Raw genomic sequence first — 19965 nt, forward strand, 5'->3', positions numbered from 1 at the left:
GAGCAGGCTGAGACATGCTCTCTACACCTGCAAAGACGGCTTTGACAACGATTCCAGCAAATACAAGAAACCGCTGTATCCATAGGGAAAGATGAACCTTAGGCACTAGTAAAATAGGAATTATGACAAAAAGTAGGTAAATAAGATTAATTCTTGTAACAATGTAAGGTTGTTGAAACATCCTTCCCTCAATAAAATGGATTGAAGGTCCCTTATCTCTATTAAGGAGAAATCAACAAAGCGGTGACAGTAAATCGTTAATTGGCTCCCGAGCTTGTTTTTTTAGTCAAAATGATCAAACCTTACGAACGTCCACCTATAAATGAAAACACCGCAGAGGCGATAAAATCCTCTGCGGCTCCATTTCTGTATATCAGCCTTGTAACTGCATCTATCAATCAGATGAGAGCGTCCATTCCTGACGCTCTTGATGCAAATCCAGATCTTTGAGTGTCAGCAATCCATCTTCCGATATTTCGAGTGCCTTGCCATTATGGACAGAAGTAATTCTGACTGTTCCATTATCATTTTTGGCTATCAGCCACCGTTGATTATTATAGCCAAGATAATTGTACAGCTGAATTTTATTTTGTCCCGTATCCAGGTCCAGCGCTTTGCCCCCCTCTGTTCGTATGGAATATGATCCGTATTCATCCCCTGTAGGAATCAATGTCCAATGTGTCGCTTGATCTGCTTCAGCGGCCATCACGGGCTCACCGTTCTGAGACCTGGCAGTATAGATCGCTTTGCCTGTTGCAGTATTTGTAAAGCTGGTTCTCGTTAAATTTGCTTCTGAACTATTGGTGACATGAACATTCTGATAGGAAGCCTGCCCCCCGAAAACATTCAGCCCAAAATGGCCTTCTGCAAAGGTCCCATCCATTACATCGATGATTTCCTGGCCATCCACATAAATCTGGATGTGAGGGCCTTTCGCTTCAATCTTCACTTTATACTCCTTACCCGGGATAATAAAGGCAGGGACTTTTCCGATGACCATACGCTCCTGAAAGCCACCGTCCATTTTATAAAACAGGCGAAAAGCCTTCATATTGGGATCAAGGTTGAAGTAATACCCGTTTCTTCCATCCTCACTTGCCCGGAAAAGAATGGATCCGGCTCCCCCAGTTTGCCCAAGCATCATATGTGCTTCATAAGTGAAGTCTCCTGCTGTTTCCCTGGCCATATAATTTGCATCACTTGCTGGATGCGTACCGCGGATTCCATCTTCGGTTACGACCCATCTGGAGGCAGAAATATCCGATTTCCATCCCGTCAGATTGGTATGGAACTCCCCATCAAACACTTTAACAACGACACTTTCAGAAACCTTTCCATTAGGTGTAGTGGCCGTAATCACCGCTTCTCCCCTGCCGCCTGCTTTCAATACTGCTTTAGAGTTTGCGGAGGAGACTACCTTTGCAACCTTTGAATTACTGGATTTCCATGTAATAGGCTGGACTGCCTTCCCTGATTGATTCCCGATGGATGCATACAATGTCAGTTCATCGCCCATACTCATTTCTCTTGGATTTTTATCCATGACAATACTTGCTGCTTCATCCTGGACGTTGTACCAGGTATTTGCAAGAGAATGGATTTTTAATGAGACAACCTTCACCTCGCCCCCCTCGGTGTAAAAGCTCATACCGCGGCTTGCCGGATCAGGGAAAATGACATCAGAGATAACGGCCTCTCCAGCATTCACAAATACCTCAAGAGAAGAATCGTCAACGAATATATTTAGTTTGACTCGGTTTTCAGCTGGTTTTAAAGGGGCTTCATGCAAGGTAGAAAAACGGCTGGAGAAATCTGTCTCACCCGACTCGGTACGATCTACAAATAGTTGATGATCTCCACTTTTATATCCAATGACTGTTTTCTGGCCGGCACCTTCACGAACTCTAAAACCAAATTCGGCGTTTTGGCTTGACGCAGGTATTTCAATTTCTGCTTCTATTTCAAATGCTCCTGACGAAATTCCCTTTAACAGGTTAGGGGCATTTGCTGGATTAACCAGCTTGTTCTGTGTCTGGAAAATGGTGCTGCGAAGGTCCTGCAGTTCCTGAATCGGAGCTTGAGCCAGCCTTATCCCTTCCTCCGTCTTCACCAGTCTTACTTCTCTCGGAATGGTCAGTTCACCTTTCCAGCCAGCAGTCGGGAATGCGAATGGATAATCCCAGTTCGTCATCCATGCCATCATCACCCGGCGGTTATCCGGCATATTGGAGAAGGACATGGAGGCGTAGAACTCCTTTCCAAAATCTGTTTTCAGTACTTTGCCGGGTGGATTATCGTTGACGAATTTACCCTCAGGTGTCAAATTTCCGATAAAATACTCTGCATCGGAGCCCTGGGTCTTCGGATTTGCCCCTGTAGAAATCATCAGAACCCACTTTTTCTCACCTGTATCCCCCACCGGAAGCTCAAAAAGATCCGGGCATTCCCAAACACCGCCCCGGACATAATTTCCGTAGCCAAAACGATCCGTAAGCCCCCAATCTATGAGATTAGTCGATGTAAAAAAGCGGATATGATCTCCTCCAGACACGACCATTACCCATCGATTGTTGGCTTCGTCTCTGACTACTTTGGGATCACGGAAATCCCATCCTCCGGGATCCTCGCCATTTTTACCTGGATTTTCAATGACAATGGGGTGTTCCGCAGAATATTTCCACGTGCGACCCTTATCTGTACTGTAGGCAAGCCCAATACGCTGATTGCCGTTTGGACCATCTGGATTAAAGGAAGTGTAATAGGCAATAAGTCCTTTTCCTCCAGAATCAGTAAACAAACCAGAAGCGTTATTCAGATCCGCTATTGCAGAGCCTGACCAAACATGCCCGTGGTCATTCCACGGCAAGGCGATAGGCAAGCGCTTCCATTTTACGAGATCGGTACTTACTGCATGAGCCCAGGTTCCTCCGTCTTGATGGAACAAATGATACTCGCCTTCATAGTAAACCAACCCATTTGGATCGCTGACCGAGCCGCGGGCCGGGGTGTAATGATAATCTGGCCGATATTTTTCTTTATAGTAGCTGGAATCCGGAACCAGATAAACATCCTGGAAATAAGCAGAACCTGAGGTCACGGCAAAGCCTGCGAAACCTGTCTCATAACTGCTGTCGGTTACTTTTAAAGCTGGTTCGGAATATCCATCCACAAAGAGTTCGATTTGATTGCCGTTGGCGATAATCTCCAGATGGTGTTTGGATCCCTCTTGAGATTGGTAGTTTCGGTCCGATGTCTTTAGAACCGTACCGTCTCCCTTCCTCAATTGGGCTTTCACTGTGCTTCCATCCTTAATCAATGCAGCCTGGTAGCCCGTTGTTCCTTGTTCATTCGAACGAAATACCAGGGATGCTTCTGCTGAATTCTGGTCAAAAGATACATTTCCTTCATAGACAAAGTCATCTGCAGAGTTATTGTAAATGAACTTGGCCTTTTCCCCGTCTGCAGACATTCCTTTCATCCCCAGGATGTCCGGTGCCCAGCTTCCTTCCTTATAAATGGGCGTCCCTAAATTTGTTGATAGTTCGCTCACCTTCACGTTTTGAAACAAGGCTGCACCGTCCCATACATGAAGCCCAAGGAAACCATTCCCGTAGGTCTTGTTATGGACATCAATGACAGGAGCGTACTTATTTTCCCAATAAACCTGAATATGATCTTCTACGACCTTCACCTTCAGATGATAGATTCCTCCTTCTTGGAGAGTAACCTGATATTCCTCTTTCCAATTGTTTTCGTCCCGAGCATCACGAAGGCGAATGATTCCCGCATTAGGAACAATCTGGAGCATGTATGAGTCCCATCCATCTTCACCGGAACGGAAGACTAAAGCAGCGTCTGCCTTTTTATCGATGATTTTTACATCTGCTTCATAAATGAAATTCTCTGAGCTGACACCTGAAATCGCCATCGCATTTTCTCCGGATTGAGAAGTTAGCAATAATCCCTGTTCTGTATCTTCCAGTGTGCCGCCCCCTTTCATTTGCCAGTCTGTCAGATTAGTAGCTGATTTGGCTGCGCTTTCAAAAATAGATTCATTCCTCCTCAAATCTTCCCTTGATTCATCCGACGAAGTTGCCCCGCCTGTGGGAGGCATAATAGTCAACCCCGTAGAGGCAACTAGAAAAATAGACAATAATGCAGAAGTCCATTTTATGATATACGGCTTCATCCTTAGCCCTCTCTTCTAAAAAAGATTAACAATAGGCAGCAGCAACAATAATGACTTAGTGAGGAAGACCAGGCTGACCCGGGTCTTCCCTAAAGAACACATCTTAAGGACATTTATAGCCCTGGTGGAAGGCATGTCCTAAAATCTGCTTGTATTTCCAGCCGGCCTTACTAAAAAAGACCCGATTTTCGAAAAGGAAAAGTCTGTCAGCTCACGGGACAGGTACATGGCAATCTGTCTGGGGAATGTCACAGGAAATAAAAGTATTCCAGCGATCAATTGCTGCATCTGGATGCACTGCCGCAGGACTTCGCCGACCCTTTAGCACATGCTGTACACTTCTTCCATATTAGGCAATGCTGAAAGTGCCCCTATCTTTGTACAAACACATGCCCCCACTTTATTGCTGAAAGAGATCACTCTCTTTAGTTCCTGAAAATCCGCTAATACTTGGCTGGGGTTTTGAGCTTTGGCCAGCTGATACAGGGTGGCTCCAACAAAGGCATCTCCTGCTCCGGTAGAGTCAATGGAACGAATCCTCACACTTGGAACCGTCTCAGCTTCCTGACCATTTGAGATCATGGTCCCTTCCTTCCCTAGCGTTACGGCAACTGATTGGGCTCCCAACTGATGAAAGGCCTCAATTCCTTCTTCCAGGTCATCTCTGCCTGAAATGATTCTAAGTTCCTCATCACTCACTTTTATAAAATCAGCCATAGAGATCCCCTGTTTGGCTAATTGTATGAAATGGGGGATTCTTCCCTTCCAAAGGTCGGCCCTGAAATTCGGATCAAAAGAAACGAACTTGCCTTTCTCCTTTGCCAGCTTCATTAAGTGCAAATACGAAGACTGGAATGGGTTGTCCAGCAGCGCCGTTGCAGAACCGAAGTGAAGAATCCCGCTCTCCATCATGTGACTGTAATCAAGTTCGTCCTCTGTCAGAAATGCATCCGCGCCTCGATTGAAAACGAAATCTCTTTCTCCATCGGCTTTTAATGAGACAAATGCCATCGTGGTCGGATGGTCATTGTCCATAATAAGCAGCGAGGTATCGACCTGTATATCATTTAAGGTTTTCTTTAAAAAGTGTCCGAAGGGATCATTGCCAACCTTCCCTGCAAACACGGCTTTGCCCCCCAACTTTACAATAGCGGCGCAAACGTTGGCGGGTGCTCCTCCAGCCTGTTTTTCAAAGATATGGCCATCTGCCAAGTGTACGCCTGCATCCTTGCAGAAGAAATCGATGAGCAATTCTCCTATGCAGAGGATGGATGAAGAATTTGCTGCCATTTACAATCAACCTTCCTTTTTAAAAAAAATAATATTCCTCAAGAAAGTTTCACCCTGAAGTCCAGGATGAAACTTTGCTCATATCCCTACCCCCAGATTGAGTTCAGGCTGGTAAGCTTCAAAGACGAGACATGTGTTTCCCCATTGTTCGAAAACAAAACGATTTTATCGTAAGGCTGATTCGGAAAGACCAGGCTTGTGCAAACAGCTTTCCCACCATTGGCCACTGCTTCAATTGAAGAAGTATCTATAAAAATCTGAAGGTGTATTTTGCCCTCTTCCATTTTCAACATGGTTTCCTGCATCGCAGGGAAGGATTCTGAGAAAAAGCTGATTCCTGCCTGTCTTCGATCAAGCATGATTTTTTCACTTTCCGCATCATACTGAATCACAGTCCATTCTTGAACAGCATTTTTAAAAATAATCCCAAAGGCAGTGGAGTCTTTCTTTTCAAGACGGACATTCACTTCCATTAACGGACTCAGCATGTCAATCGTTACGGGAGAGTCAGATTTAACCGTCAGGTCCTGAATGACTTCCGTATGTTCCCGTATAGAATTGATTTCGGACACCATTTTTTGAACCAAACGAACCCCTGACTCCGTGCGTGCAAGGGAGAGCTCTCTTGGCAAGGTCATGGCACTGCGCCATTCCTCCGTCGGAACCTGGTTGGCATAACGCCAGTTGCTCATCCAACCGAGATAAATTCGCCTCCCATCTTCTTTGGGAAGATCCGACCAGCTAACTCCAGCATAGTTATCCCGTCCAAAGTCAAGCCACAGAATGGTGTCATCACTATTCTCGTTCTTAAAATTCCTGCCGTCGAATTGGCCAACAAAATACTGGGTTCTGGAACCTTCCGGAAAGTCTGGGTTATCGCCAATGGAAACTAGCATCACCCACCTGTTGTCATTTGCCTCACCGTCCACCGGCAGTTCAAACAGGTCGGGACATTCCCAGACTCCGTCATGGGAACCTGCGGTACGGCCGAATTCACTGGCAAACTCCCACTCTTTCAGATTAGCCGATGTATAGAGAGTAACACTTTGGCCGGTTGCGAGAATCATCACCCATTTATTACTCTGATTGTGCCAAAATACTTTAGGGTCGCGATAATCAGTGATCTTCTCTTCTGATAGCACCGGATTTCCTTCGTATTTCATCCACGTTCTTCCATCGTCTTTGCTGTAAGCCAGGCTTTGTCGCTGGCGCGGCCTGTCAGAATCGGGATAATGATCAGCGCTTGTATAAATAGCCACTAACCCTGCCTCTCCATCAAAAAAGCCAGTTGTGTCATTCCAGTCTACAACTGCACTTCCAGAAAAAATCGCCCCATGCTCATCTGGATGCAATGCAATTGGCAAGTGCTCCCAATGAATCAAATCTTTACTGACCGCATGCCCCCAGTGCATCGGTCCCCAGGTTGTGCCAAACGGATGATGCTGATAGAAAAGATGATATTCCCCATTAAAAAAGACCATTCCATTCGGGTCGTTCATCCACTTCTCTTCCGGGGAAAAATGAAATTGCGGACGGTGTTTCTGGTTATACAGATTCAGCATGCTTCAAGCCTCTCCTTCACTCCATAGTCGTGTTTAAAAAGAAGAAGGCTGCAAGGTGCTACAGCCTTTTCTATGAACCTCTCATTATTTCTGGTTTCTGTCATACCCTGTTTGCTTAATTTTTAGCCATTCTTTCAAGCCTAAGCGATCCAGTTCTTTCAAGTAGCCGCGCCATTCTTGTTCAACCTTGCCATTCTGGATCCACTCCGCCCGTTTCCTCATTACATAGGCGAAGAGATCGGTTTCAATTGCAGACAGGCGATCAAGCTCTTCAATGGAGAAAAATACCTTAGGATAAATATTCTCTGCCTTCATATGAGGAACCATGACTTCTTTCATCAAGCCCAGTCTCCATGCTGCATCGTCCGGTTTGGTCGTCACTTTGCCGTAATACTCATCGAGGATGGCCAATGGTCCGCCAATGTTTGTCTTCTGTCTCAATTCAACCGGCGCAGTGCCTTCCAGAGGCAAATGCTTCAGCATATTGGCTTCTTCGTCATATTCAAAGATGTTTTGCTGTTTTTCATCCCCATATGTTCCCCAGTTATTTTGAACGGATTGGACCGGATCATAGAGTTCATCAATCCACTTAGCCGTTAATTCAAGGTTTTTGTTCGCAGAGGTGATGACCATTCTTCCACGGTCAAAGCCCATTCCATTTGTTCTGGTTACATTTACATGTCCATCCGGCCCTGCGAGTGGCGGCATCAGGTCATATTTATCATTCATGCCAGTGATGTTTGCCTTGTCCCAGGTGAAATAGAGGCCATAGCGATTGTCTTTTCCTTTTGCAATATACGTATTCCAGTCCTGTTCAAACGCTTCTACATCGATTAAACCTTCTTTATGCAGCTCATTGAGGAATTTGATCCCTTCCCTGTACCCTTCGTCCGCGGCAGTGAAGGTAACCTTGCCGTCGTTCGTTACGACTGTATGATCCCAGTTCTCACCGAGTCCGAAAGACCCCAGCAGGAAGGCCAGGTCCTCACCGCCAGACTTGTTGATAAATGACATTGGAATTTCATCTGCTTTTCCGTTGCCGTTAGGGTCCTGCGTTTTAAAAGCAATTAATACCTTCTTCAATTCTTCTGTTGTTTTAGGCATTTCAAGACCTAATTTATTTAGCCACTCGACGTTTATCCATGGGAAGTCATCAACGGAGTGAATACTTTCTTTTCCAGAGCCGAGCTCCTCAATCCAAGGGAATGAATAGATGTGGCCATCTGGAGCGGTCATCATTGCTTTGTACTCAGGCGCTGCTTCGAGAACCTTTTTTAGATTCGGCATATACTCTTCAATTAAATCTTCTACAGGTACAATGGCACCGTCTTTTGCCAGCTTTAACAGGTCATAGTCACTGTAGGCCGCATCCAGGACAGCATCTGGCAAATCTCCGCTGGCCATTGCAAGATTTCGCTTTTCAATAAAAACATCTGAAGTGTAGTTCTTCCACTTGATATTGACACCGGTTTCTTCTTCCAGACGCTGATAGATCAATTTTTCATTTGGATCCTTTGGTGCAAGCGGAGAGCTTTGTGTCATGAAGTTTAACGTCACTTTCTCTTCCAGCGGGAAGCTGATATCCTTTAAGTTATACTCTTTTGATGCTGTTTCACTTTTGCTGTTGTTGCTGCAGCCAGAAGCGAGTAATAGTGCTGCCAATGTGACAGCAGCGGCCTTTTTTGCCTTTTTCATAGAATTGCCCCTCCTAATTTTCATCTGTAAGCATTTTCAATTTATAGCTGGCCGTCCATTATTTTAATGAACCAACCATAACCCCTTTTTCAAAGTACTTCTGGAAGAATGGATACATCACAATCAGCGGCAGGCTTGAAATCACAATCGAAGAGTATTTAATCATTTCCGAAAGCTTTTTAAGCTCGGCCATTGCCAATTGGTCACTGATCATTCCCGGATCCGTCGAGTTTTGGATCAGGATGGACCTTAATACGAGCTGAAGCGGGTGAAGGCTGGGATCCTCAAGGTAAATCATGGCATCAAAATAGGAATTCCATTGACCTACGAACGCATACATGGCTAAAACGAAAATAATTGGTTTGGATAATGGCAAAACGATTTTAAAGAAAATAAGGAGATCTGAAGCTCCGTCAACCTTCGCCGCTTCATGCAGTTCAAAAGGGATCCCCTTGAAATAGGTCCTGGCCAGTATGATGTTCCACACATTCAAGGCCCCAGGCAGGATGATCGCCCAAGCCGTGTTCAGCATGCCCAAATCTTTGACAACAAGGTAGGTAGGGATCAACCCGCCGCTAAAGAACATCGTGATGATAAAAAGGGTCATGAAAAGGTTTTTTCCTACAAACCCATTGACCGACAGCGGGTAGGCGGCAAAAAGGGACACCACAACAGTTACAATTGCAAAACCTACGGAATAAAGAATCGAATTGATGAAGCCTCTGATCATCGCATCATTTCCAAGGATCAGCTTATATCCTTCCAGGCTCCAATCTTTCAGCTTGAACGAGAGTCCTTTGTTCAATAGGACGGTGGGATCCATAAAGGAGGCAAGCACCACATACACTAAAGGAACCAGGACGATTAAAATGGCAAGGAAGAGGAAGATACTGTTTAAACTCAAGATCATCCGGTCCATGCGGGTATACTTTATGTTCATTTGTCAGAACTCCTTTCCTGTTAATACAAACCTTCGCCTTCATTGAGTTTCTTGACGATATAATTTACAACGATGAGCATCACCACATTAATGACCGAGTTAAACAATCCGACAGCTGCGGAGTAGGCATAATCACCCGCCTGTAAACCAACCTTGTACACATAGGTCGGAATGATTTCCGAGGTTGGCAGATTCATAGCCGTTTGCATGAGATAGGCTTTTTCAAAACCGATGGCCATTATTCCGCCTGCAGCTAAAATGAATGTCACGGCCATAAGTGGCTTCAGCGTTGGCAAGTCAATATGGATAATTCTTTGCAGAATATTGGCGCCGTCAATCGTTGCAGCATTGTGAAGTTCCGGATCTACATTTGCCAGTGCCGCCACATAGATAATGGACGACCAGCCAGCTGCCTGCCAGATTCCCGAGAGGATATAAATCGTTCGAAAGTAATCCGGATCCGATAAAAAGGAGACAGGTTCTCCAGTCAGCAAGGTAACGATCTGGTTGATGGGCCCTGTTGGAGACAAGAAAATAAACAGCATACCAACAATGACAACAACCGAGATAAAATTGGGTGCATACAGGACAAGCTGGATATTCTTTTTAATGGCTGCCCTGCGAACCTGATTCAGCATAAGTGCGAGGATGATCGGGACCGGGAACCCCAGGATCAGCCCGTAAAAGCTGAGCTTAAGAGTGCTCATAAAAATAGTTCCAAAGTTCGGCGATGAGAGGAACTTGGTGAAATTTGCAAATCCCACCCACTCACTTCCGAGGATTCCCTTGATCGTGCTAAAATCCTTAAAAGCAATAATCGCCCCATACATAGGAACATATTTGAAAACAATCGTCAGAATAAGAGCCGGAGCAATCAACAAATAGAGAAAATAATTTTCCCGAATATACTTGAGATTGGTTTTTAACTTTGAATACCCCTTTTTCGATTGCATCGGGATTGCTGTATTTTTATCAGCTTTCATTAATTCCTGCACTCTAGTAACCTCCTATCTAATTTTTCTTAAAATGCAAAAGAAATTTCACTTATAACTACCAAGCAACCGATTACATTTCCGGCGTGTCATACCCTTCGTCTTTCCTCGGTTTCTTGTATTAACTATAGCAAGATGCTGAAGGACAGTATTTTGACATTTTCGGGTTCTGATGTTTAAAATTTTCGGTATATGGAATCGTTTTCAAAATAAACATAAAAAAACCTCAAGCTTTATTAAGCCAGAGGATTTAACGTTTTTTATTGCTCCTGAAACTCCTTTATTCCACCATTAATCTTTTCGACTGCCTCCTTAGCTGAGGACCTGACGTCCTTGCCGCCAAGGCCTACATCTTCAAAAAGAGTCCTGATTGTATTGCTTACTACCGGGTATGCTGGTGTAACCGGGCGGTTTTTAGAGTGACTGAGTGTCTGGTTGATAAAAATATTGAGTGGATACTGATTCAATTCGGGAATATCCTTTGCTACCGAGGATCTTGCAGGCAGGTCTCCTGTGATCGTGACATATTTCTTCATGCCCTCGTAGCCTGTCACATATTTAATAAACTTCCATGCTTCTTCCGGATGGTCTGTCTTTGCTGAAATCCCCAGTGCCCACCCTCCGTTTGGAGCCGCCTGGTACCTTCCTTTTGGCAATGGAGCCACACCGAAATCCCTTCCAAGAATGAAGTCGCCATTCCGCTCAAAGTCTTTTACCCTCCAGGAGCCTAAAACAGTCATTCCCAGTTTTCCTTTCTCAAACGCATCTGGCGGCATTTCCACCGAGGCCACCCCATGCTTATGATAAAGGTCCTGGAAGAATTTCAATGCCTTCAATGCCTCCTTTGAATCCAAATATCCGCTTGCCGTAGCTGCGTCCGGGCTTAAAACATCTGCCCCAAAGTGCCAGAGGAATGGCATTTTAAAATAAGCCGGAGCTTCACCGTCCCCAAATCCCTGGGCAGGGTCTATGCCGATGATCCCTTTTTCTGGATCACTTATTTTTTTTGCTGCCTCAACCACTTCATCCCAGGACATGGGCATCTTGGGATCAGGAGATGGAAATGGCACTCCAGCCCTTTTAAGAACGTGCTTATTATAAAAAAGGGCAATGCTTGATTCGGCAATTGGCGCCAGATAGATTTGATTGTTGAATTTTAACCCTTCTAAAGTAGATGCTGGAAAGTCCTCGATATTCCCTTCCTTTTTCATTACATTATCAATTGATAAGAGGGCACCTGCATGAGCATAAAGGGCGAGTGTAGGGCTGTCTATGGCCATAATATCTGGCGGAGTACCTGTCGCAATCTCTGTACGGAGCTTTATTTCGTAATCGCTGTAATGAATCAGCTTCATCTTGATCTTAATGTCGGGGTTGGCCTTTTCGAACGCCTTCACTAATTCTTCATAGGCCTTATTCTCGGAGTCATTCCCTTTATTTCTCCAAAAAGTCAGCTGAACTTGTTTGAGTGGTTTTTCCCGGATTTCTGTTTTCTCATAGCCGCCAGGTTTATAGAGATAGAGAACAGCAGCACAAATGCCTAGTAGAATGCTGAAAGATAGAATAAGTGCCAGCTTTTTTTTCATCTGATTGTTCCCTTCCTCAACTGGTTAGATTTTCGAGTGAATTTCGATAATCCACGGGTGTTTGGCGATAATGTTTTTTAAAGACCGTACTGAAATAACCAGAGTTCGAATAGCCAACCAGGTTGGCTACATCAATAATCTTAAGCTGCTTGTCCTTCAGGAATTCTTTTGCTTTTTCCATTCTTACATTAACCAGATAATCGCTAAAATTCTGCCCCGCATAATTTTTAAAGGTTTCGGACAAATGCGCGCTGTTAATATGAAACATTTCTGACAAGAGCGAAAGGGATATTTCGTTCGCATAATGCTGATCCAGATACTGGCGTACCCCCTCAACAATTAATCTTCCATTTGAAAAACGCGCTGTTCTTACCTTTTCAATAATCATCTGGGCCAATTCAGCAAGCTGATCCATTACTTTATCATAGGAATTCAGCTCCCAGATGCTCTGCTGGCAGCTCCACATCAGTTTTTGAATATCCTTCGTTTCAGTATCGTATTTACGTGCAATCGCTCCCAGTAAAAACAGCACACGATTTGATATAAAAGAAAAGGCCATGATGGACTGATTTTCATTACTGCCCAGAAGAGTAAGGAGATTTTCCTTAAATACCCCGAAGTTGGCATTTTCAACAGAATTAGTTAATTTTCTTTCCATATCAGGAGAAAACTCAAAGTCTTCTTCTTTCAGATTTGATACATCAACGACTTGTGACCAGGAACCTAACTGGCTCTTGCTCCAGGCCATCAGGCTGGAAATATAGCCCGTTTTTAGGTTTGCCACTCCGGCCACCGCATTCCCTATGCCTATAACAATCTCTAAACCAAGGAGTCTTTTTATCTGATTCTGAATCATATTGGCAAGACCCAAAGCAGTTTCTTTCCCCTTGCCCAACAGTCTTATAAAATGGATCATATTGGCGTAGCTTGGATCATAAAAGGAATAGATTCCATCCTGCGCATTTGCCATTTCCCTGCACACCATCTGAAAAGGGAGCCGTAATTCTTTTAAGCGATTGGTATCTTCCCTGCTTCCCCTTATTTCCACCGTGATGAATTGAAACTCTACTCTTTCATTTATCAGTTCTTCCAGCTGCAGCTGCCTTAGCCTTTCCCGCACCATCGCCGGCTCCAGCCATTCTTCTTTTACTAAATAGAGCAAATATTGTTCCTGTACTTCCTGAAGCTGAGTTAGGGCAAGCCTCCGCATTTGTGCAGCCTCCGCCTGTTTTTTCTTCTCTTCTTCTGTTTCTTTGCGGATCTTCTTCAATGTTTCTTCCAATTCATCCGGGGCAACCGGCTTTAACAAATAGTCCTTGACCCCTTCCTTCATAGAACCTCTAACATAGTCAAAGTCTGAGTAGCCTGATAACACAACAACTTTTATATGTGGAAATTCTTGCTGGCATTGTCTTGCCAATTCAAGGCCATCCATGATGGGCATCCTCATGTCTGTGATCACCACTTCAACTTTTACGGACCTAAGAAACTCCAGTGCTTCAAGGCCATTTGAAGCTTCCCCGACTATTTCAAAACCCTCTTCTTCCCAGTCCACTTTCATCCGCAGCCCCTGGCGGATTTGCATCTCATCATCTGTGATCAGGACTTTCAGCATCGAGTTCACCTCCAGGATACTTGATACATAATTCAATTTTCGTGCCCATGCCCTTTTCCGATTGAATCCTGTAAGAAAAGTCGCTTCCATAGTAGAGCTTTAGTCTTCCAAGGACATTCCTGAGTCCAATGCTTGTGCCTTTGCTTTGCAGCACACTGACAGCTTCCTGGCGATTTTCCTGATGTACAAGTTCCATCAGCACATCATTTGCCATGCCAGCGCCTTTATCTTGAACGCAGATGACCACTTGATCATTTACTATTTTTGCAGAAATATAGATTTCAGCCTTATTTTTTTCGCTGAAACTATATTTTACAGCATTTTCCACAAGGGGCTGCAGGATAAATTTTATGATAGGCAGATGTTTTGTCTCCGTTTCCTCCTCGATCTCAACCGAGATGGAATCTACATACCTTGCTTTTAAAATATTCGCATAACTCCGGATGTACATCATTTCTTCTGCAAGTGTCACGACATCACTTTTCGTGTTTAAAGAGTACCTCATCATCTTGCCCAGATACGCACTGACATTCATCACTTCTCTATTTTTACCCTGGGCCGCCAGACCGCCAATGATTTCCAGGGTATTATTCAGGAAGTGAGGATTGATTTGCAGCAGCAGGGCTTTATATTCCGCATCTCGCCTGCGAATGTTCGCCTCATATTCAGTTTCGATTCTATCCTTCAACTGATCAACGGTATGTCCTACTACATTTATCAGATAGCCCACTTCGTTATTAGAGGATTTTATGGTCGGCATGAACCGTTTCGCACCGGCGAAATCACCTCTTTCAATGAATCCCATCGCCTTTGCCAGCTTCCCCAATGGACTTACAATATTCGATGAAAGCATGTAGGAAGCCAAAATCGTCAGCAAGAACACGATGCCGCTCATGATAAGCATGCTTCGCCGCAGATTATTGACTTCTGAAAACAAATCTGACTGTGCTACTTCACTCAGTAAAATCCAGTCTCCAACTGAAAGCTTTTGGTAAAACACAAAGTATGTTTCCCCTTTAAACGCAGATTCCAATAAGCCGGTTCCCGATTCGCTTTTACGAATAGTTGCGAGACTTCTTGCCAAAACCTGTTTCGGGGTCCCACTGATTTTCCCCGTTAAAACATTGTCTCCGTGCTGGTTGATCAAATAGGCATGACCTTTTTGCCCAATTTTGTTTTTCTTCAAAGCGGCTTCAAGCAAGGCAGTTGGAAAGTTAACCTTAATGATTCCATAGGAAACGAGTGTATTCATATCAATTAACGGCAGTATATAACTATTAATTGCTCCGGGAGTAGGCTGATAGGGATCTGCATGGGCAGTTACAAATGAGTTTCCTTCTTCCGAATACTCCTTGTACCATTCTTCTTCCTTTAAAAGCGGATTATTTCCCCATGCTCCGGTGCCATCATGGAGCATCACTGAAACCGACATTCCATTCGAATTATTGACAGTCATGGAAGAGAGGTGGTTTTTCACCTGGTTCCTCATCAGCAGCTTTTGTTCCTGAGGGGCGCTTGATGAGGCCTCATCTGTTTTCATCCACTGCAGGGCAGTCTGATTTACTAGGATCTGTTTGCCAAGATCCGTTGCCTGAGTAGCAATTGAATTGATATACAAGGAGTATTGATCCATCATTTCCACTGTCAGTTCCTGGGTCTGTTCCTCAATAACCGAAGCAAACCATTTTGGAATTAGGAAAGAGAAAACGATAAATGGGATGGTAAGCAAACAGGTAAAAATCAGAAATAAACGATTTCGCAATGAAAAAAACATCATCCACCTCCTCCACAAGGCAGTAAGCCCTTACACTCAACAACTTATTAGTACAACTAATTTAGCATATCCCTGGGTATTCTGATATAGAAAATTAATAGTGAAATGTATTACAGGGGTAATTCCCCAGCTCCCGGATGACAATTCCTCCTATAAAAATAGGAATTTTAACCAATTTCAAAATAATTGTTGGAAAATAAAAAAAAGTGGAATAAATAGTAGTAAGAAAGATGGGGGGAATACCTCTTGATAAAATTATATAAACATGTAAAAGGAGGTGAAATCAAATGAGGGTGAATCTTACATTAGTTGATGGGACATCGATTACAAATGTTTATATCAGTAAAGAAAATAGAAGAATGTCTGAGTGGCCTTACTTGACCAAAGAAGGGATCAGGAGGGCACTAAGCCGCCTCCCCCAAGATTCAAAGTTTTTTTGCTATCAGAACGAATTTCTTCTCGGGAAACTTCCTGTTAACCGGGTGAAGGAATATCAAATAATAAATGCAAATTAAAAAAAAGGTGTCCAATGACACCTTTTAGTTTTCTCTCTATTCATTTGCCATTTAACCGTTTGAGAGATAAACCCTCGTAACCATTACTTGTTGCGAAATTTCACTAAACCATTTTTAAAGAGAAGTCTTGTTAATCCTTGTCAAAGTAAGCATCAAGGATCCTTTTCCCTATTGCTTTATTGATTGTACTGGTATCGTTTTCCACATCAGGAACCACTACTGAAATGGCCACTTCAGGATCTTCATATGGAGCATACCCGACGAGGGTCAGATTATAATTGTAACCCCCATCTTCATCCAGGACCTGTGCAGTTCCTGTTTTACCGGCGGGATGATAGGCAGCCCCTTTGAAGTGTGACGCTGCTGTTCCATGGCTTCCGTTCATGACAAGCCTGAATCCTTCCTGCACTCGCTTGATATAGGATAAATCCATGTCCACTGTGTTCAATACATTTGTCTTGAATTGTTCCAGGACCTCTCCAGACTGCCCGCTTTCATGGTTAGGTTCCCGAATCTCCTTCATCAAATGAGGCTGTACCCGGTTCCCGTCATTGGCAATCGTTGATACATACTGAACAAGCTGCAGCGGTGTATAGGTATCAAACTGGCCAATGGCGAAATCCATTAAATTCCCCAATTTTTGGACCCCTCCATCATAGCCAGTTGCTTCAGTTGGGAGATCAATCCCGGTCTCCACTCCAAGCCCAAATTGGGCGAAATACTTTCTGAATGTATCATAGGATTCCTCTGGATCCTCAAATCCAGATCTCGCTCCGTAATCATAGTCTCCAATTTTCATGGCAATATGGAACATATAAACATTTGATGATCGTTCCAAAGCGGTTAATTCGTTGATTCTTCCCATATTGACATATGATTTTTTCAAAGGTGTTCCACTCAGTTTGATTGGGGCATCAAGAAAAGTATCGCCCGGAGAAATAACTCCTGTCTCATACCCCGTTAACACGGTGGCTCCTTTTACGGTCGACCCCATTGCATAGGAATTGTAAAGGGCGCCATATGCTTCATCCTGGATGTCTTTTTCCATTTCTTTCTTCCCGGCGATGGCCAGGATTTCGCCCGTCTTAGGATTCGTCACCACGACATAGGCACTCTTTGCACCATTGTCCTTTTTCAGCTCTTCCACAATGATTTTTTCAGCCTCCTGCTGCAGGTTTAAATCAATGGTTAAAATCAAATCCTTCCCGCTTTCCCCTGGATCCACCTTTACTTCAGAGATTTCCCCTGTTCCGTCCTTTATATAGGTCGTCTTCTCTTTCTCCCCTTGAAGCCATTTCTCATAATACTGTTCCAGAAAGCTGGTTCCAACCAAATCGTTTAAATCATAGCCGTTCTCCTCATAGGTATCAGCTTCCTCTTCCGGAATTCTCCCTACCTTGCCGAAAAGCTGGCGAAGCGTGTCGCCATAGATATAATCTCTTTGGGAATCAACCTTCACTTCCACACCGGGAAGTTTGCCAAGGTTTTCGTTCAATACCGCTCTTTCTTCAGTTGTCAGTCCAGACTTAAGTCTTTTGGCAGAAGAAGAATCTGTGTCCATTTCCTTCTTAATGGCGAGAACCTCCATTTCCTCTCCCGTTATCTCCTTTAGTTCTTTGTCTGTAATCCGCTCTAAAATCAGATCGTATTCCTCATTGTCATCCAGATTTGCCTGTTCGGTTGAACTAAGTTTCGCGTAAGCCTTATCTTTTCTGGTCAGTATCCAATAATCCTTTTTGTCTCGTTCTGTCATGTTCTTGGTATCCACAGAAATCATTCCAGCCAGCTTTTTCGCCAATTCCAGTTTCTCCTGCTGTGTACTCCCTGCTGGATCAGCATAGGTTAACGTATAAATAGGTTCATTTTCGACCAGAACCGTGCCATTCCGGTCATAAATCTTCCCTCGGGGAGTATTCCAGGAGTACACCGTTTGATTGGTTTTTTCGCTTTCCTCCCGATACTCTTCTCCTTTTACGATCTGAATCTTGCCCAGCCGTAAAATAAGAATGGAAAACAGGAGAAAGACAATCATAAAAAGGATATTGAAGCGGGAATAAAGGATCCTTCTCTTTTCCCTCATTTCTGGAATCTCCTTTCCCGTAAATTCAAAAAGGAAGCTGGCAAGCTCCCCCGGTAGTGTGAATTGGTATTTTCTTAGCAATAGGAAAATCATCCTTACCTATCTTATTAAAACGAAAAGATATGAATTTTTTATGACCATTTTTTTAAGAAAAAAGGTAGATTCTAAAAGGGGTTCCCGCAAATTTGTGATTTTCTTCATACAAAGGCCTGCCGACTTTTTCACCATCATGCCGTATAGGACCAGTACTGTCAGGGCTTGCTAAACATCATAAAAATAGCAACCGAGTTAGTCAGTTGCTAGACAATGCGATATCATTTGCGATACTCCCCCATCAGCCGAACTTCTCTGATTTTTTTAATGAATAAAAGGTTGCTGCAGAGTAGGTTACAGCTTCTGTGCAAACTGGTTAAGTCTTTCAGCCAATCCCTGGATCTCCTTTATAAACATGATCGTCTGTTCAACAGACTTCGCTTGCACTTCTCCGATGGATGCAATTTTATCAAGCGATTTATCGATATTCTCCATCGCAGTTCGGATCCCTTTCATTGTACTATTGATTTCCTTTGTTGATCCCAGTGTTTCATTTGATAATTTCCTGATCTCTTTTGCTACAACTTCAAACCCTCTCCCCGCTTCGCCTGCTCTGGCCGCTTCGATTGCAGCATTCAATCCCAGCAAATTGGTTTGATCCGCCACTCTTTTAATGAGGAAAGAACATTGGCTGATTTCTCTACGTCCTAAACAGCGCGGTGAGACTGGTTTAAAAGATCCCTGGAAAAATTTGCAAGTGCATTTGATCCATCAGAAATGGTGCTTATTTGATCATTTGCCTGCAGGAGCGAAGCAGAGATCTGGTCGGATATCATTCTAAGTTCGGTTTGCCTTCGCAGCTGGACCGCAATCCCGCCGATAACCTTCCCGCTGTGATCATGCAGAGGGGTAGCGGTCCCTGTAAACTCATAACCATAAAAATCGGCAGGAACCTCCGAGCGTAGGGAACGATTCTCTTTTAAAGCGACCGAAAGGGGTTCCTGCGGGTTTAATGGCTGGTTGACCCTTATAGCCAGATTAATCGTTTCTCCAGGAAAATAGGCAATAAACTTTTCCATGTCACAGATTGCGATTGATAAGTCCGCTGGCACGGAAGACTTCAATAGGGGGATCATTCTAACTAATGATTCTAGTGATTCAATCTTGTACATCAATGGAACACACTCTCTTTCCAGTTTATTACTGTGCTTATAGTTAATACTCTCCATTTAGTATCGGCTAATATCTGCAAGAATGAAGCGCTAAAGGAGCAGGACTTTTTTTCAGCTCTCAATCCATATCGAATAACGGTAATCAATCACACAACCTATCGGGAATTCAACTAAAAAACCCGCCGGTCGGCGGGTTTCAGTTTTAATGGTTCCTGATTCCATTTTTGTATTAGGACGAATTAGTAAGAGTACACTAGATTCGTCTTTAATATTTACACCTTGATCACTTTTAGAAACCGGGACAATCTTTCATGCCATAATGGGAAAATTGGCGATAAATAAGAAACAGACCATTGATAATCAATAGCATAATATCATCCCCACGATTACAGATGACGGTGGCCAGCAAGGTTGCCGGCAACAGGCATCACTTTCGTTTCCAGAAAAGTATTGAATTTGCTCATTCTTCTTCCTCCTGTACTCGAATTATTTCTTCTATAAAGGTAAAAAACGGCTGAAACG

The 19965-nt window shown here is 43.8% G+C and carries 12 protein-coding genes and 2 pseudogenes; 1 reads left to right on the forward strand and 13 read right to left on the reverse strand.

Annotated features, from left to right (window positions below):
* Nucleotides 1-394 precede the first annotated feature (394 nt).
* The 10 genes and pseudogenes from EV146_RS09180 to EV146_RS09225 form a co-directional block, all read right to left on the reverse strand.
* The gene (locus EV146_RS09180) at nt 395-4189 is read right to left on the reverse strand and encodes a GH32 C-terminal domain-containing protein (RefSeq protein ID WP_181215848.1); all 3795 of its coding nucleotides are present in this window, start codon (nt 4187-4189) and stop codon (nt 395-397) included.
* A gap of 180 nt (nt 4190-4369) precedes the next feature.
* A pseudogene (locus tag EV146_RS28135) lies at nt 4370-4441 on the reverse strand (helix-turn-helix domain-containing protein); the annotation flags it as partial.
* 69 nt (nt 4442-4510) lie between these two features.
* Nucleotides 4511-5479, reverse strand: coding sequence for a carbohydrate kinase family protein (locus EV146_RS09190; protein WP_132005020.1), 969 nt, complete (start codon nt 5477-5479; stop codon nt 4511-4513).
* A gap of 86 nt (nt 5480-5565) precedes the next feature.
* Complete coding sequence (locus EV146_RS09195) at nt 5566-7041, reverse strand: glycoside hydrolase family 32 protein (RefSeq protein ID WP_132005023.1); 1476 nt, start codon at nt 7039-7041, stop codon at nt 5566-5568.
* An 84-nt stretch (nt 7042-7125) separates the two neighbouring features.
* Nucleotides 7126-8736, reverse strand: a complete 1611-nt coding sequence (locus EV146_RS09200; RefSeq protein ID WP_132005026.1) for an ABC transporter substrate-binding protein — start codon at nt 8734-8736, stop codon at nt 7126-7128.
* A 58-nt stretch (nt 8737-8794) separates the two neighbouring features.
* Nucleotides 8795-9676 (reverse strand): carbohydrate ABC transporter permease, encoded by an 882-nt coding sequence (locus tag EV146_RS09205; RefSeq protein WP_132005029.1) that lies wholly within the window; start codon nt 9674-9676, stop codon nt 8795-8797.
* A 20-nt stretch (nt 9677-9696) separates the two neighbouring features.
* Nucleotides 9697-10629, reverse strand: coding sequence for an ABC transporter permease (locus EV146_RS09210; RefSeq protein ID WP_241993891.1), 933 nt, complete (start codon nt 10627-10629; stop codon nt 9697-9699).
* Nucleotides 10630-10928: 299 nt separating this feature from the next.
* Nucleotides 10929-12254, reverse strand: coding sequence for an ABC transporter substrate-binding protein (locus tag EV146_RS09215; RefSeq protein WP_132005032.1), 1326 nt, complete (start codon nt 12252-12254; stop codon nt 10929-10931).
* 16 nt (nt 12255-12270) lie between these two features.
* On the reverse strand, nt 12271-13869 hold the full coding sequence (locus EV146_RS09220) for a response regulator transcription factor (RefSeq protein ID WP_241993877.1): 1599 nt from the start codon (nt 13867-13869) through the stop codon (nt 12271-12273).
* Nucleotides 13844-15646: a cache domain-containing sensor histidine kinase gene (locus EV146_RS09225; RefSeq protein ID WP_241993878.1), complete on the reverse strand. Its 1803-nt coding sequence runs from the start codon at nt 15644-15646 to the stop codon at nt 13844-13846. The genes EV146_RS09220 and EV146_RS09225 overlap by 26 nt, the downstream gene beginning before the upstream one ends.
* A gap of 284 nt (nt 15647-15930) precedes the next feature.
* Here EV146_RS09225 and EV146_RS09230 point away from each other — a divergent pair, with 284 nt between their 5' ends.
* A complete protein-coding gene (locus EV146_RS09230) occupies nt 15931-16158 on the forward strand; it encodes a hypothetical protein (RefSeq protein ID WP_132005035.1) in 228 nt (75 codons plus the stop codon).
* 130 nt (nt 16159-16288) lie between these two features.
* Here the strand turns inward: EV146_RS09230 and EV146_RS09235 are convergent, their stop codons facing one another.
* The 3 genes and pseudogenes from EV146_RS09235 to EV146_RS26945 form a co-directional block, all read right to left on the reverse strand.
* Nucleotides 16289-18238 (reverse strand): peptidoglycan D,D-transpeptidase FtsI family protein, encoded by a 1950-nt coding sequence (locus EV146_RS09235; protein WP_199232672.1) that lies wholly within the window; start codon nt 18236-18238, stop codon nt 16289-16291.
* A 387-nt stretch (nt 18239-18625) separates the two neighbouring features.
* Nucleotides 18626-18940, reverse strand: a pseudogene (locus EV146_RS26940) (methyl-accepting chemotaxis protein); the annotation flags it as partial.
* Nucleotides 18941-18978: 38 nt separating this feature from the next.
* A complete protein-coding gene (locus tag EV146_RS26945) occupies nt 18979-19443 on the reverse strand; it encodes a hypothetical protein (protein ID WP_158287059.1) in 465 nt (154 codons plus the stop codon).
* Nucleotides 19444-19965: the final 522 nt, after the last annotated feature.

This window comes from Mesobacillus foraminis (genome assembly GCF_004340465.1).
Classification (GTDB): Bacteria; Bacillota; Bacilli; order Bacillales; family Cytobacillaceae; genus Mesobacillus_B; species Mesobacillus_B foraminis.